The organism is Bradyrhizobium sp. BLXBL-01 (assembly GCF_051853025.1).
In the GTDB taxonomy this organism is placed as follows: Bacteria; Pseudomonadota; Alphaproteobacteria; order Rhizobiales; family Xanthobacteraceae; genus Bradyrhizobium.
In genome coordinates this window covers 4,452,998-4,466,725 of sequence record NZ_CP182471.1, presented here as the reverse complement: position 1 = coordinate 4,466,725, position 13,728 = coordinate 4,452,998, and the positions used below count along the sequence as shown (strand labels likewise).

The following is a 13,728-nucleotide window of genomic DNA, read 5'->3' as shown; positions in this document are numbered from 1 at the left end:
ACATACCTGCGGCCTGGCCCATGATCGGCATCCTGATCTTCCCGGACTTCCAGCTGCTCGATGCGGCAGGCCCGATCTCGGCATTCGAGATCGCAGCGCGCTGCATCGGCAAGGCGCCGGCCATCCGCGTGCTGGCGGCCAAGCCGGGGCTGGTGCGCAGCTCGTCGGGCGTCGAGATGATGGCGCGTGACTTCAAGACGGCGAACGCGATCACGACGCTGCTCGTGGCCGGCGGCAGCGGCGTCGCGGAGGCCGCGCGCTGCGAGATCACGCGGGCCTTCGTGCAGCGGCTGGCAAGGCGCGGCGTGCGGGTCGCGAGCGTCTGCTCGGGCGCCTTCGTGCTCGCCGAGGCGGGACTTCTCGACGGCCGCCGGGCCACCACGCATTGGGGGCGGACGCGCGAGTTCGTCGCATGCTTTCCCAAGGTCAAGTTCGAGCCGGACCAGATCTTCACCCGCGACGGCAATGTCTGGACTTCGGCCGGAATCTCCGCCGGCATCGACCTCGCGCTCGCGATGGTCACCGAGGACCATGGCGAGGAGATCGCGCAGGCGACCGCGCGCCAGCTCGTGCTCTATCACCGCCGCAGCGGCGGGCAGTCGCAATTCTCGTCGCTGTTGGAGCTGAAGGCGCCGAACGGGCGCTTCGGCGCACTGTTATCCTGGGCGCGCGAAAATCTCGACGCGCCGCTGACGGTGGAGGATCTCGCCGACCGCGCCGGCATGAGCGCCCGGCATTTTGCCCGCGCGTTTGCCGCCGAGACCGGCACGACGCCCTCCAAGGCGATCGAGCGGCTCAGGCTCGAAGTCGCGCGCGAGCGCGTGCAGTCCTCGCGCGAGGCGATCGAGCGCGTGGCGGAGGTGACTGGCTTCCGCGATCCCGAGCGCATGCGGCGCGCCTTCATCCGCGCGTATGGCCAGCCCCCGCAGGCGCTGCGGCGGGCGGCGCGGGCGGGGTAGGGCGCCCGGCACAAGCCTCCACTTGAAGGGGCTCTGCCGGGCTTTCGGTGTGAACGTCAGCTCGCGCGATCAGCCGAATTCCTTGCCGACCTCTCGTCCGACGGAGGCAATCACCTCGTTTTGCCCGCTCATGTCGACAGAGGCGCCCGTGAGATAGACTGCGACGATGAGCGCCGAGCGCTGAGGTGGCCATACGATCGCAACGTCGTTGTTGGTGCCGCGGCCGCCCGCTCCAGTCTTGTCGCCCACGCGCCAGCCCTGCGGCAGACCGGCGCGCAATCGGCTGTCGCCTGTCTTGTTTGCGATCATCCATTTGGACAGCTGCTCCCGACCTGCCGGCGGAAGCACGTTGCCCAGCACCAGACGCCTGTAATTCTCAGCCATCGCGTTCGGGCTTGTCGTGTCGCGAGGATCGCCTGGCGCAGCTTCGTTCAACTCGGTCTCGATGCGGTCCAATCGGGTCACGTCATCACCGAGGCTGCGGGCGAAGGCGGTCAGGCCGGCAGGGCCTCCTATTTCCCTGAGAAGCAGGTTGCCGGCCGCGTTGTCGCTCCTCGTAACGGCGGCCTCGCAGAGTTCCCGCAGCGACATGCCGTCCGGTCCCACATGCTCACGGGTGACCGGCGAATATTCGACGATGTCGGATTGATCGATGCGAACGCGTCGATCGAGGCCGTCCAGCTTCTCTCCTACCTGTTTCAATATTGCTGCGGACGCGAGCACCTTGAAGGTGCTGCACATCGGAAATCGTTCGTCTCCCCTATGTTGAATCGACGCTCCGGTTTGCGTGTCGAGCACGGTGACGCCGAGCCGACCGCCGCTTTTGCTTTCAAGCTGCCTGATGGCCTCCAACAGCCGTGTTGTTTCAAGTGTCGAAGCACCCGAGACTTTCGAGAGGAAGAGCTGTGCTGAAAGGACAAGTGTGGATGATCCGAACTGACGTCGCGTTAGCATCGTGAACTCCGATTGAACGTGTGCTTTTTTGCTGCGTGCTGCCGCGATTGACAAATGATGCTTCGTGAGGCCATCCATAAGTAAAACTTGGATCAGACGTGGCCCGCCGACCTCCCAACGTTTCCGGTCTTCCGCTGAACGCGCTCCGCGCGTTCGAGGCGGCGGCGCGTCACCTCAGCTTCACCAAGGCCGGTCTGGAACTCCGAGTGTCGCAGGCTGCCGTGAGCCAGCAGGTGCGAACTCTGGAGCGAAGCCTGCGTGTGGAGTTGTTCAGGCGGCTCACGCGCGGGCTTGCCCTGACAGAAGAAGGCGAGGCGCTGTTGCCTGCTATTTCGGATGCTTTCGGTCGGATCAACCAGGTGCTGGACCGTTTCGAAAACGGCCGCATGCGGGAGACGCTGATGATCGGCGTCGTCGGAACGTTCGCGGCAGGCTGGCTCGTTCCTCGCCTCAAGAGTTTCACCTCGATCCACCCGCAGGTCGATATCAAGATTTTTGCCAACAACAATCGTGTCGACCTCGGCGCCGAGGGCTTGGACTACGCCATTCGATTCGGCGACGGCGCCTGGCACGGTACCAACGCAGAGCGTTTGGTCGATGCTTTCTTCACCCCGATGTCCACGCCGACGATAGCGAAGCGTCTCAAAGACCCGATAGATCTCCATCAACAGGTGCTGCTGCGTTCCTACCGATCCGGCGAGTGGACACAGTGGTTCGAGGCGGCGAAATGCCGGCAGCCTCGCATGACGGGCCCGACGTTTGATTCATCGGTCTCCTTGGCGCACGCTGCAGCTCAAGGAGGCGGGGTCGCACTTTTGCCGGTCGTCTTGTTCTCGGAGGATGTAGCCCGGAAACGCCTGGCCTGTCCTTACGACACCCGCGTCCATCTTGGATCGTACTGGCTCACGTCCCTGAAATCAAAGCGGCACACGCACGCGATGCAGGCATTCCGGCAGTGGATATTGGCTGAATGCAAGAAGATGAAAGTTGAATGAGCATGGCGCATCGAGATGGCCTTGCTCAAAGGCATCGCAGCGCGGCGAGGGCCGGCTAGGTGATGTGGCCCGTGGCTGCCCCGCCTGACGTATCGGCGCGCACTCTCAGCCGCCGCGCGATCGGCATCAGCATGTACGGCGCGAGGTGAATCGGAAACTGCGTCAGCGCGAAATAGAGCCAGGTGGTGGGCGGCAATGCGCCGGCGGTGGCCGCCAGCATCAGGCCCAGATTGCGCTGTGACACCATCAGGCCGATCGCAAAGGCGCGCTCGCTGCCGGCGCGGCGAAAGATGAATGTCGTGACGGCGAGCAGGGCGAAATAAACCGCGAAGGCAAGCAGTGCGACGCCGGTCGCAAACAGCGGATCGGCGAGGAGATCGTGCACCACGTCGCCCATGACGGCGGATGCGAACACCAGCAGGATGAGGATGTTGAAGCCGTCGATCGGCCGCTTGTGGCGCTGGATCGCGTCGGTGCCGAACAGGCGACGGATGACGGTCGCGGCCAGCAGCGATGCGGCGAGGATGCCGAGCAGCTTCAGGCCGAGCGCGAGCGGCGAGATGCTGAGCATGCCGCCGAGAAAGAGGCTCGCGAACAGCGAGGCTGTGAAGGGCACGAGCGCAGTCGCGGTGACCAGCGTGACCAGCGGCAGCGTGGCGTCGAGGCCGATCAGCGCGGCGAGCGCGGGTGCTGCCATCATCGGCGAAGCCATGCCCTGGAGCATCAGCGCAAGGAAGAGACCGGGTGAGCTTCTGTCGAGCCCGCTTCCATGGGCGATGAGGCCGACGATCAGCGGCACACCGATCGTGGTCCAGGCCGTGGCGGCCCCGACCAGCGCCGGCCGGCGCAGATGTCCGTACAGCGCGACGAGATCGACGCGCATGAAGGAGATGCAGAGCAGAAGGAAGATCGCTTCGGTAACATAGGGGCGCAGCAGCGCGCCGAGCGGCGGCACCGCGACCGCGATGAAGGCGATCGCCGCCACGGCGCGCGTGCCCTGGCCGCCGAGCCAGCTCAGGGCGCGCAGGGGAAGGGCGAGGGCGGCTTCGAGGAGGAAGGGCATCTCTGTCGGGATTGTCGGTTCGGGGGCATTCCCGCTTTCGGCCCCGGGGAGGGGCTCACGACTATCCCATCCGGGAGCTGGCCTGGCCAGACCGCGCCGGGAACGGCTGGGTTGCCGCCCTTCCCCCGCCGTATTCGGCGTGTTAACCGGAGGGCCTGCGAGCGGCGGTATCCCCTGTAGAATGTCCAACGAGCCCGATTCGCTGTTGAAGCCGCGCGAAATGTTCAAAATCTTTTCCCTGACCGGTCTTGCGGCGCTTTTGGCCGCCACCGCACTGACGGCTGCGACGCCGGCAAGTGCGCAGATCGGCACGATCTTCTCCGATCCGCCGCCGCTGCGGCCGCCCGGCAACATTCCGCGCGGCCAGCCCCAGCCGCAGCCGATGCCCGAGGACGACGAAGAGGTGCCGGAGCTGCCGCCGCAGGGCCGGGTGCTGCCGTCGCGCCCGATGCCGCCGCCGGGCCGGCAGGGCAACGTGATGCCGGGGCCGGTCGAGACTCAGCCTCTGGCGCCGCCGCCGGGCTCGACCCTCGCGCCGCCAAACCAGCCGCCCTCCGCCGCGATCGCTCCGCCGGGGCCGCAAGGCGCGCCGGGTGCGCCCGGTCAGCGCCAGCCCCAGCAGAAGGGCGGGCCGGGCGGCGCCGTGCCACAGACCCCGGCCAGCCTGCAGCCGGGCGACGAGGTCGTGACCGAGCCGCCGGCCCAGAAGATCGTGAACAAGAAGGCGACCTTCTCCGGCCTCGACAAGATCACCGGGCGCATCATCAATTTCGACGAGGAGATCGGCGAGACCGTCCAGTTCGGTGCGCTCCGCGTCAAAACCAACGCCTGCTACACGCGTCCGGCGACTGAAGCGGCCAACACCGACGCCTTCGTCGAGGTCGACGAGATCACCTTGCAGGGCGAGGTGAAGCGGATCTTCTCGGGCTGGATGTACGCGGCAAGCCCTGGCCTGCACGGCGTCGAGCATCCGATCTACGATATCTGGCTGACCGACTGCAAAGAGCCGCAGCAGACCGTCGCCACGGCGGCACCGGATCCGGCCGCGGCAAAGCCGCCGCCACCGCCGCCTGCACAGAAAAAGGCCGCCCCCAAGCAGGTGCAGCAGCGCCCGCCGCAGCCGCTGCCGCCGATCCAGCAGCAGCAGCAGCAGCAACAGCCGGCACCGCCACCGCCGCCCCCACCGGAGCAGCGCCCAGGCCTGTTCGGCATTCCCGGATTCGGCCGCTAACGAGCTGTTCGTTATTGCCGCGAAGCGATGATCTCCAGGGCGCGTGCGCCCGGGATCGCTTCGCCGGCGGAGAGCTTCAGGAAATCGCCGGCATCGCCCGCCAGCGCCTTGTCAAGCAGCGCGGTGTAGCGTCGCCGCGAGATCTCGACTGCGCCGAAGCTCTTCAGGTGCTCGGTGACATATTGGGTGTCGAGCAGCTCGAAGCCGCCGTGAATGAGCCGCGCGACCAGATGCACCAGCGCGACCTTCGAGGCATCGCGCACATTGTGGAACATGCTCTCGCCGAAGAAGGCCCGCCCCAGGCTGACGCCGTAGAGACCGCCGACGAGATCGTCGCCCTGCCAGGCTTCGACGCTGTGGCAATGGCCGAGCTCGAAGAGCCCGCCATAGAGGTCGCGGATGCGCTTGTTGATCCAGGTGTCCTCGCGTCCCACTTGCGGCGCAGCGCAGCCGGCGATCGTCGCCTTGAACGCGGTGTTGACGGTGACGCGAAACTGATCCGAGCGCACCGTGCGCGCGAGGCGCGAGGCGACGCGGAAGCCGTCGAGCGGGATGACGCCGCGCAGCTCCGGCTCGACCCAGAACAAGGTCGGATCGTCGGCGCTTTCCGCCATCGGAAAGATGCCGCAGGCATAGGCGCGCAGCAACACGGCCGGCGTGATTTCAGACGGGGCGGAGTCGCGCGAAGTCATGGCTTGCCATCATAGCAGGATCGCAACGCAGTTGCGATGGGTGGCGGCCGGACCGCTCAGCTCGCCGCAGCGGTGCTGGTCTTGGCGACGCTTGCGGGCAGACGGCCGAACTTCAGCACGACCCGGGTTCCGGAATGCGTGGGATCACGCTCCACCGTGGCGTCGAGCTTGGTGGCCATGGCTGCGACGATGCGCTGGCCCATGCCGGTGGAGCGCGGATCGGCCTTGACGTTGTCGCCGACGCCGTCGTCGGTGATCGAGAGCAGGAGATCGTCGCCTTGCGAGATCAGCTCGACATGGATCGGGCCGGCGCCGTCCGGATAGGCGTATTTCACCGCGTTCATCACAGCTCGTTGACGATGATGCCGACGGCGACCGCACGGTCCGGATCGATCTCGATCGGCTCGGCCTTCAGCGTCAGGCGCGACATCCGGTTGCCTTCGGCGGACCGCCTGAGATCCTCGAGCAGCGAGTCCAGATACTGATTGAGGACCACGCTCTTGAGGTCCTGCGAGGTGTAGAGGCGGCGGTGCACCTGCGCCACCGCGGCGACGCGGCCCATCGCATTGGTCAGCGCCGCCTTGACCTCGTCCTGCGCTGCGGAGCTCGCCTGCAGGTGCAGCAGCGAGGCGATGATCTGGAGCGAGTTGCCGACGCGGTGGTTGACCTCGCGCAGCAGGAGCTCGCGTTCGGCGGCGAGCGCCGCGTAGCGGTCGCGCGAAGCGTGGATCTCGGCCTCGGCTTCCTCGCGCGCCCGCTGCAGCTCGGCCTGGCGCAGCGCGCCCTCGGCGGCGACGTGGAGGAGCGGGATGAAGTCGCCCTGGACGTCCTTGACCAGATAGTCGGCCGCTCCCGCCTTGAGCGCGGTCACCGCGATGCTGGAATCCTGCGAGGCGGTGACGAACACGACCGGCGGCGCGTCCGGGATCGCCATGATCTGCTCGAGCGTCTCGAGCCCGTCGAGGCCCGGCATGTACTGATCGAGCGCGACGACGTCGATGCCGCCTTCGGCGCTGTTCAGGGCGGCGGCGCGGCGGATGCGCTCGAGGCCTTCCTCGCCGCTTGCGGCATGGACGACCCGGAAGCCGCGCCGCGTCAGGCCGCGATCGACCAGGCGCGCCAGCGCCTCGTCGTCGTCGATGTAGAGCAGTGTCGGCGTGCGCTGGTTCATGTGGCGGCGGGCGGGACCTGGATGACCGAGAAGAACAGCCCGAGCTGCCGGATGGCGTTGGCGAAATTCTCGTAGTTGACGGGCTTGGTGATGTAGACGTTGCAGCCGAGCTCGTAGCAGCGCTTGATCTCCTGGGAATCGTCGGTGGTGGTCAGCACCACCACGGGCGAGGCCTTAAGATACTTGTTCTCCTTGATCTGCCTCAGGATGTCGATCCCGGTCATGTCGGGCAGGTTGAGGTCGAGCAGGATCAGGAGCGCGTTGCCCTTCTGCACGAGCCCGGAGCCGTCGGCGCCGAACAGGTGCCGCATGGCCTCGGTGCCGGTGGCGAAGGAGACGATCTCGTTGTTGACGCCCGAGCGGCGGATGTTGCGCTCGATCAGGCGGGCATGGCCCTCGTCGTCCTCGATCATGATGATGGTGACAGGCTGGGTCATCGATCTCGGTTCCGGTTGCTCACGTTCCAGGCGATCGGCAGCGTGATCGTGAAGGTGCTGCCCGCATTAAGTTCCGATGATACCGACATGGTGCCGCCGAGGCGACGCACAAGTGCACGCACATGCGCAAGGCCGATACCCTGGCCAGGCTTATCCTGGGTTCCCGCGCGGCGGAACAGGTCGAATATCCGCTGGTGGTCCTTCGGATCGATGCCGCGGCCGTTGTCGCTGACCTCGAAGATAGCGTAGCCGAGCTTGGTCCGCCCGCGGATTCTGATCTCGCCGGGCACGCCGGGCTTGAGATATTTGATCGCGTTGTCGATCAGGTTGGAGAAGATCTGCTCGAGGGCGAGGCGGTCGCTCACGAGGTCCGGCAGGGGCTCGAGATGGATCTCGGCCTGCGCCTCGGCCGCCTGGTGCGCCAGCGTCGTCGCGATGGCCTCGATCAGCTCGCGCGTGTCAACCTTCACCGGCTGGAATTCACGCCGGCCCTCGCGGGTGAGGTTGAGGATGGCCGAGATCAGCCGGTCCATCTTGGCGATCGACGATTTGATGAAGCCGAGCGCTTCGGAGAAATCCTCCGAGAGCTGCTTGTCGGCGCCTTCGAGCGCGATCTCGCCCGGCGCGGCAGGCGCGAGCGGCGCTGCCCCCGCGGGGACATGCGCGAGGCTGCCGATGCGGCGGAAGATGTCGCCGCCGAGCTCTTCGAGCTCGCTCGTGAAGCCCATGATGTTGACGAGCGGCGAGCGCAGATCGTGGCTGACGATATAGGCAAAGCGCTGGATTTCGTCGTTGGCTTCGCGCAGATCCGCCGTGCGTTCGTCGACGACGGCTTCCAGATTGAGGTTGGCATCGCGCAGGCGCGCCTCGGCCTCGTCGCGCACGCGTGCCGAGCGCCGCACCAGCCAGATCGAGATCAGCGCCAGCACCACCACGAGGCCGGAGCCGATACCAGTCATCGAGGCGGCCAGGGTCTGGCTGTGGTCGGAGTTGGTCGTGCGGAGGCGGAACAGGCGCTCCTCCTCCTGGATCATCGCGTTCGCGACGCTGGTGATCCTGGTTGTGGTGTCCTGCGCCGCGGCCTCGCGAACCAACGCGGTGGCCCTGTCCGGCTGGCCCTGCTGCATAAAGATCATTTCCTGCGCAAACTGACCGAGACGGATTTCGATCGCCGCGCTCAGCTTCTCGACATTCGCGCGTTGCTGCGGATTGTCGGCGCTGAAGCGCGTGAGCTTGTCGAGGGCCGGAATGATCGCCGAAACGGCCTTTTCATGGTCGACCCTGAAGTTGTCCCCCTGGGTCAGCAGAAAGCCTCGGGCGCCGCTCTCGGCGCGCCGGATCTCCAGCAGCAGGGCATTGATCTGGTTCTCCACCTCGATGGTGTGAAGCACCCATTTGCTGTCCTCGCGCGCCTTGTTGACGAGGTAGACGGAGCCGGCGCTGATCACGGTCAGCACCAAAATGCCCGCCGCGAACAGCAGGACCTGCCAGAATGCCCGCCGTCGCTGGCCTTCAGCCGTCACGACGGTTCACCTGTCTGCGTGCGATGGAGTTCAAAACGCCCCCTTGGAATTGGCCCCAACCCTCCAGAACGCGATCGGGGCCAAAGGGTTCCAAGGGGACGAGGTTATCGCGGGGCGGGTTCCGCCTTGCCGGCCAGGTACTGCTCCAGCCAGTGGATGTGGTAGTCGCCATTGATGATGTCGGCCTCGCGCACCAGCGCACGGAACAGCGGCAGCGTGGTCTCGATGCCCTCGACCACCATCTCGTCCAGCGCCCGCCGCAGCCGCATCAGGCATTCGGCCCGGGTCTTGCCGTGCACGATCAGCTTGCCGACGAGGGAGTCGTAATAGGGCGGGATCGTATAGCCTTGGTAGACGGCGGAATCGATCCGCACCCCAAGGCCGCCGGGCGGATGATATTGCAGGATCCGGCCCGGCGAGGGGCGGAAGGTCTGCGGATTCTCGGCGTTGATGCGGCACTCGATCGCGTGGCCGATGACCTGGACCTCGTCCTGCCTGGCCGGCAGGTCGCCGCCGGCGGCGATGCGGATCTGCTCCAGCACGAGGTCGATGTCGGTGATGCTTTCGGTGACGGGATGCTCCACCTGGATGCGGGTGTTCATCTCGATGAAGTAGAACTCGCCGTCCTCGAACAGGAACTCGATGGTGCCGACGCCGAGATATTTCATCTCGCGCATGGCTTTGGCGCAGGTCTCGCCGATCTTGGCCCGTGCGGCGGCAGCGAGGACGGGCGAGGGGCCTTCCTCCCAGACCTTCTGGTGGCGGCGCTGCAGCGAGCAGTCGCGCTCGCCGAGATGGATCGCGCCGCCGCGGCCGTCGCCGAGGATCTGGATCTCGATGTGGCGCGGCTTCTGCAGATATTTTTCCAGATAGACGGAGGCATCGCCGAAGGCGGATTTGGCCTCGTTCGCTGCCGTCGACAGCGCCACCTGCAGGTCCGCCTCGCTGTGCGCGACCTTCATGCCGCGGCCGCCGCCGCCGGCCGCCGCCTTGACCAGCACCGGGAAGCCGATCTTCCTGGCGATCGCCAATGCATCGTCGTCAGGACCGACGGCGCCGTCCGAGCCGGGCACCACGGGGATGCCGAGCCGCTTGGCGGTCTTCTTGGCCTCGATCTTGTCGCCCATCAGGCGGATGTGCTCGGCCTTCGGACCGATGAAGTGCAGATTGTGCTCGGCGAGGATTTCCGCAAAGCGCGCGTTCTCGGAGAGGAAGCCGTAACCGGGATGCACGGCATCGGCGCCGGTGATCTCGCAGGCCGCGAGCAGGGCGGGCACGTTGAGATAGCTGTCCTTGGACGCCGGCGGTCCGATGCAGACGCTCTCGTCCGACAGCCGCACATGCATGGCATCGGCGTCCGCGGTGGAGTGCACGGCGACGGTCGCGATCCCGAGCTCCTTGCAGGCCCTGAGGATGCGAAGGGCGATCTCGCCGCGATTGGCTATGAGGATCTTGTCGAACATGTTGTCCTGCAGCGAATGGCGAAGTGGCGAATGGCGAGTAGGGAAGGCTGACGCCATTCGCTATTCGCTATTTCCCCATTCGCGTCACTCAATGATCACCAGCGGCTCGCCGTACTCGACCGGCTGGCCGTCCTCGACCAGGATCTGTGTCACCGTGCCGGCGCGCGGCGAGGGGATCTGGTTCATCGTCTTCATGGCTTCGATGATCAGCAGCGTCTGGCCGACCGAGACCTTGGTGCCGACATCGATGAACGGCTTTGCGCCCGGCTCCGGCGCCCAATAGGCGGTGCCGACCATCGGCGAGGTCACGGCGCCGGGATGCTTCGACAGATCGGGCGCGGCAGGGGTTGCGGGGCTTGCCGCCAGCGGCAGGGCGGCGGGAGGAGCCGTCACCTGCATCGGCATGGTCGCGGCAACGCTGATGTTGCGGGCGACGCGCAGGCGCAGGCCCGCCCGCTCGATCTCGATCTCGGTGAGGCTGGTCTCATCGAGCAGAAGTGCCAGCTCGCGGACGAGCGCGGAATCCTCGCTGGAAAACTTTGCGGCTGCTTTGTCGTCTGGCTGGCGCGCCATGTTGTTTGATCCGAATGTTCTGATTGAAGGGGGCGTCAGGCGTTGGGCTTGATGCCGAGCTTGGCGGCAAGGCCCTGGATGGCGAGGCGGTAGCCCTCGATGCCGAAACCGCAGAGCGAGGCGAAGGCCGCGCGTGCGGTGTAGGAATGGTGACGAAAACTCTCGCGGGCGTGGATGTTGGTCACATGCACCTCGACCGTCGGAATCTGCACGGCGAGCAGCGCATCGTGCAGTGCGATCGAGGTGTGGGAATAGCCGCCGGCATTGATGATGATGCCCTTCATCTTGCGCCGATGCGCCTCGTGGATGAAGTCGATCAGCTCGCCTTCGCGGTTGGACTGCCGGCAGTCCGCCTTCAGGCCGAACGTCGCGGCCGTCTCCCGGCACAGCGCCTCGACGTCGGCCAGCGTCGCCTGGCCGTACTTGTCGGGCTCGCGGGTCCCCAGCATGTTGAGGTTCGGCCCGTTCAGGACGAGGATCGTGTCGGTTGCAGGTTCGGCCATTCCAATCCCGGGAGAGGTGTTTCGGCGTGGCGGGGGTTATAGGTAACAAAGCGCTTGAGGGGAAGCCTTGAAGGGCCTCGAGGGCAGCTTCAAGCACCTCATCCAGTGCGCAAAAACCTGTGCGGAAAGTACGGAAATTGCTTGTTAACCAGGCCGAAGCATGGCTGCCGGGCGCATGCAAAGGGGCGGGCATCGCTGCCCGCCCCCGATTGCCGTGGTTCTGCGTCAGACGTTCAGGACGGCCACGATCTCGTAGGTGTCCGGATTGATGATGACGATCTCATCGCGGACCAGTACGTACTTGTAGGTCCGCCACTCCGGATAGATGGTCACGACCCGGGACGGCAGGGCGTGCAGGGTAATGCCCTCGCGCGGGATGCGGGTGCCGACCGAGATCGAGAAGTTCACGTTCGTCACGGGGGCGACGCGCTCCTCGCGGATCACGGACGTGATCTGTGTCCGCTGCTCGGTCGAAAGCTTGGCAGCGGCGCCGGCCTGGCCAACCGTGGTCGAGCTCTGGCCCTGCACGTTCTGGGTCGAGCTGGTGCCGGTCTGACCCTGCGCGTTCTGGTTCGTGGTGCCAGTCTGGCCCTGAGCATTCTGGTTGGTGCTGGTGCCGGTGCCCTTCTGGGTCTCGGCGTTGTTGGTCGAGGTGCCGCTCTTGCTGCCCTCAGCCTTCATGTCCTTCTGGTCCTTGCTGCCGGACTTGCTGGTGTCCTGGCTCATGCTCTTGGACTTGTCCTGCTGGGACTTGTCCATCTGACCCTGCGCGCGCTCGTCGGTGCGCTGGCCCTTGGTGGCGCCGGCCTTGTCTTCGGCCGCGTTCTTGTGCATCGCGCCGCCCGAGCGGTCGTCCTTCATCGCGCCGGACTTGTCTTCGGACTTGGTCGCGCTGGAGCCGCCGGCCTGGCCGACAGTGCCCTTATCGTGGCTCATGGAATCGCGACCCATCGCGCCGCCGCGCTCGGCGCCGCCGCCGGAGGGCTGGGAATGCTGCATCTGCTGCGAGCCAGCGCCAGTGTCGCGGCCCTTGTCTTGTGCGTTCGCCAGACCGGTGCCCGCGACGAGTGCGACTGCGGCAACCGAAATCATAAAGCGGTTCAACATCGAAATTCTCCTCACGTGTTCATTCGCGTCATTGCCCGCGCCGACAACGAAAGGAGATTTGAGTTGTTCCGGAACTTCGACTGTTCCACGGCATTTGTTTGTTGAATGCCAGATGAATGACTTGGCACGAAGGCGCCAACGTTCCGCGCAACAAAAAAGGCCGGCAGATCCGCCGGCCTTTGCTGTTCTCGCTAGCGTCAACGTGTGATCAGCAAGTCGCCTTGCCGCAACGGGCAATGCCGATCTTTTCCTTCAGGCTTTCGACGCCGACGGCGCCGATCACGATCTGCTTGCCGATCACATAGCTCGGCGTGCCGTTCATGCCCATCGCTTCGGCGAGCTTGAAATTCTCCTCGATGGTGGCGCGCACCTCGGGGCTGGCGATGTCCTTCTCGATGCGAGCCGTGTCGAGACCGGCTTCCTTGGCGGCCTGCATCGCGCGGGCCTTGTCGGCGGCGCCGCGACCGCCGAGCAGCTTCTGGTGGAAGTCGAGATATTTCTTGCCGGAGGGATCCTGCATGCGCACGGCGACCGCGACCTGCGCCGCTTCGACCGAGCCCTGGCTCAGCACCGGAAACTCCTTCAGCACGACCTTCAGCTTCGGATCGCCCTTCATGATGGTCAGCATGTCGTCCATCGCGCGTTTGCAATAGCCGCAATTGTAGTCGAAGAACTCGACGAAGGTGACGTCGCCGTCCCGGTTGCCGAGCACGACCTGGCGCGGCGAGTTGAAGATCGCCTCGGCGTTCTGCGCGATACTGGCTTCGTGCTTCTGCGTTTCGGCCGCGGCCTGCCGCTTGCTGAGCTCGGCCATGGCCTCCTCGAGCACCTCGGGATGGCTGACGAGATAGTTCTTGATGATCTTCTCGATGTCGGTGCGCTGGCTGTCGGAGAAACTGTCGGCGGAGGCGGGCACGGCCGCGCCGAACATGGCGAGCGCGAACAATGCGGGAGCGAGCAGGCGCAGCGAAGGCATAGTCAAATCCTCTTATCCAAAGCAGGTTTCGAGAAACGTCCCGGCGGATTCAAGCCCGGTGTCGTGACGTCGTGGTCGGCC

The 13,728-nt window shown here is 65.8% G+C and carries 13 protein-coding genes and 1 pseudogene; 3 read left to right on the top strand and 11 right to left on the bottom strand.

The annotated features are described in order from the left end of the window. Positions 1–20: 20 nt before the first annotated feature. Complete coding sequence (locus ACNJYA_RS20770; protein ID WP_439400653.1) at positions 21–959, top strand: GlxA family transcriptional regulator; 939 nt, start codon at positions 21–23, stop codon at positions 957–959. Between the two features lie 69 nt (positions 960–1,028). Here ACNJYA_RS20770 and bla read toward each other — a convergent pair whose 3' ends face one another. Then, on the bottom strand, positions 1,029–1,913 hold the full coding sequence (gene bla, locus ACNJYA_RS20765) for a class A beta-lactamase (RefSeq protein WP_439403458.1): 885 nt from the start codon (positions 1,911–1,913) through the stop codon (positions 1,029–1,031). A 98-nt stretch (positions 1,914–2,011) separates the two neighbouring features. Between bla and ACNJYA_RS20760 the strand changes: the two genes are divergently transcribed. Next, positions 2,012–2,908, top strand: coding sequence for a LysR family transcriptional regulator (locus tag ACNJYA_RS20760; RefSeq protein ID WP_439400652.1), 897 nt, complete (start codon positions 2,012–2,014; stop codon positions 2,906–2,908). A gap of 55 nt (positions 2,909–2,963) precedes the next feature. On the opposite strand, the gene ACNJYA_RS20755 is transcribed toward ACNJYA_RS20760, so the two are convergent. Then, positions 2,964–3,971, bottom strand: a complete 1,008-nt coding sequence (locus tag ACNJYA_RS20755; protein WP_439400651.1) for a Na+-dependent transporter — start codon at positions 3,969–3,971, stop codon at positions 2,964–2,966. A 181-nt stretch (positions 3,972–4,152) separates the two neighbouring features. On the opposite strand from ACNJYA_RS20755, the gene ACNJYA_RS20750 reads away from it, so the two are divergent. Continuing rightward, on the top strand, positions 4,153–5,202 hold the full coding sequence (locus ACNJYA_RS20750; protein WP_439400650.1) for a DUF2155 domain-containing protein: 1,050 nt from the start codon (positions 4,153–4,155) through the stop codon (positions 5,200–5,202). Between the two features lie 11 nt (positions 5,203–5,213). Here the strand turns inward: ACNJYA_RS20750 and aat are convergent, their stop codons facing one another. From aat to ACNJYA_RS20705, 9 genes and pseudogenes are all read right to left on the bottom strand, one after another. After that, complete coding sequence (aat, locus tag ACNJYA_RS20745) at positions 5,214–5,894, bottom strand: leucyl/phenylalanyl-tRNA--protein transferase (RefSeq protein ID WP_439363184.1); 681 nt, start codon at positions 5,892–5,894, stop codon at positions 5,214–5,216. Between the two features lie 56 nt (positions 5,895–5,950). Continuing rightward, positions 5,951–7,065 (bottom strand): annotated as a pseudogene (locus ACNJYA_RS20740) (sensor histidine kinase). Beyond that, the gene (locus tag ACNJYA_RS20735; RefSeq protein ID WP_172788656.1) at positions 7,062–7,502 is read right to left on the bottom strand and encodes a response regulator; all 441 of its coding nucleotides are present in this window, start codon (positions 7,500–7,502) and stop codon (positions 7,062–7,064) included. Before ACNJYA_RS20735 ends, ACNJYA_RS20740 begins: the two are co-directional and overlap by 4 nt. Then, positions 7,499–9,025, bottom strand: coding sequence for a sensor histidine kinase (locus ACNJYA_RS20730; protein ID WP_172788657.1), 1,527 nt, complete (start codon positions 9,023–9,025; stop codon positions 7,499–7,501). Before ACNJYA_RS20730 ends, ACNJYA_RS20735 begins: the two co-directional genes overlap by 4 nt. A gap of 104 nt (positions 9,026–9,129) precedes the next feature. Then, a complete protein-coding gene (gene accC / locus ACNJYA_RS20725; RefSeq protein WP_172788658.1) occupies positions 9,130–10,488 on the bottom strand; it encodes an acetyl-CoA carboxylase biotin carboxylase subunit in 1,359 nt (452 codons plus the stop codon). 84 nt (positions 10,489–10,572) lie between these two features. Then, a complete protein-coding gene (accB, locus tag ACNJYA_RS20720) occupies positions 10,573–11,061 on the bottom strand; it encodes an acetyl-CoA carboxylase biotin carboxyl carrier protein (RefSeq protein ID WP_212258524.1) in 489 nt (162 codons plus the stop codon). A 35-nt stretch (positions 11,062–11,096) separates the two neighbouring features. After that, on the bottom strand, positions 11,097–11,564 hold the full coding sequence (gene aroQ / locus ACNJYA_RS20715; RefSeq protein ID WP_212258526.1) for a type II 3-dehydroquinate dehydratase: 468 nt from the start codon (positions 11,562–11,564) through the stop codon (positions 11,097–11,099). Between the two features lie 225 nt (positions 11,565–11,789). Continuing rightward, a complete protein-coding gene (locus tag ACNJYA_RS20710; RefSeq protein ID WP_172788660.1) occupies positions 11,790–12,671 on the bottom strand; it encodes a DUF1236 domain-containing protein in 882 nt (293 codons plus the stop codon). Between the two features lie 208 nt (positions 12,672–12,879). Further along, positions 12,880–13,647, bottom strand: a complete 768-nt coding sequence (locus ACNJYA_RS20705; protein WP_172788661.1) for a DsbA family protein — start codon at positions 13,645–13,647, stop codon at positions 12,880–12,882. Positions 13,648–13,728 lie beyond the last annotated feature (81 nt).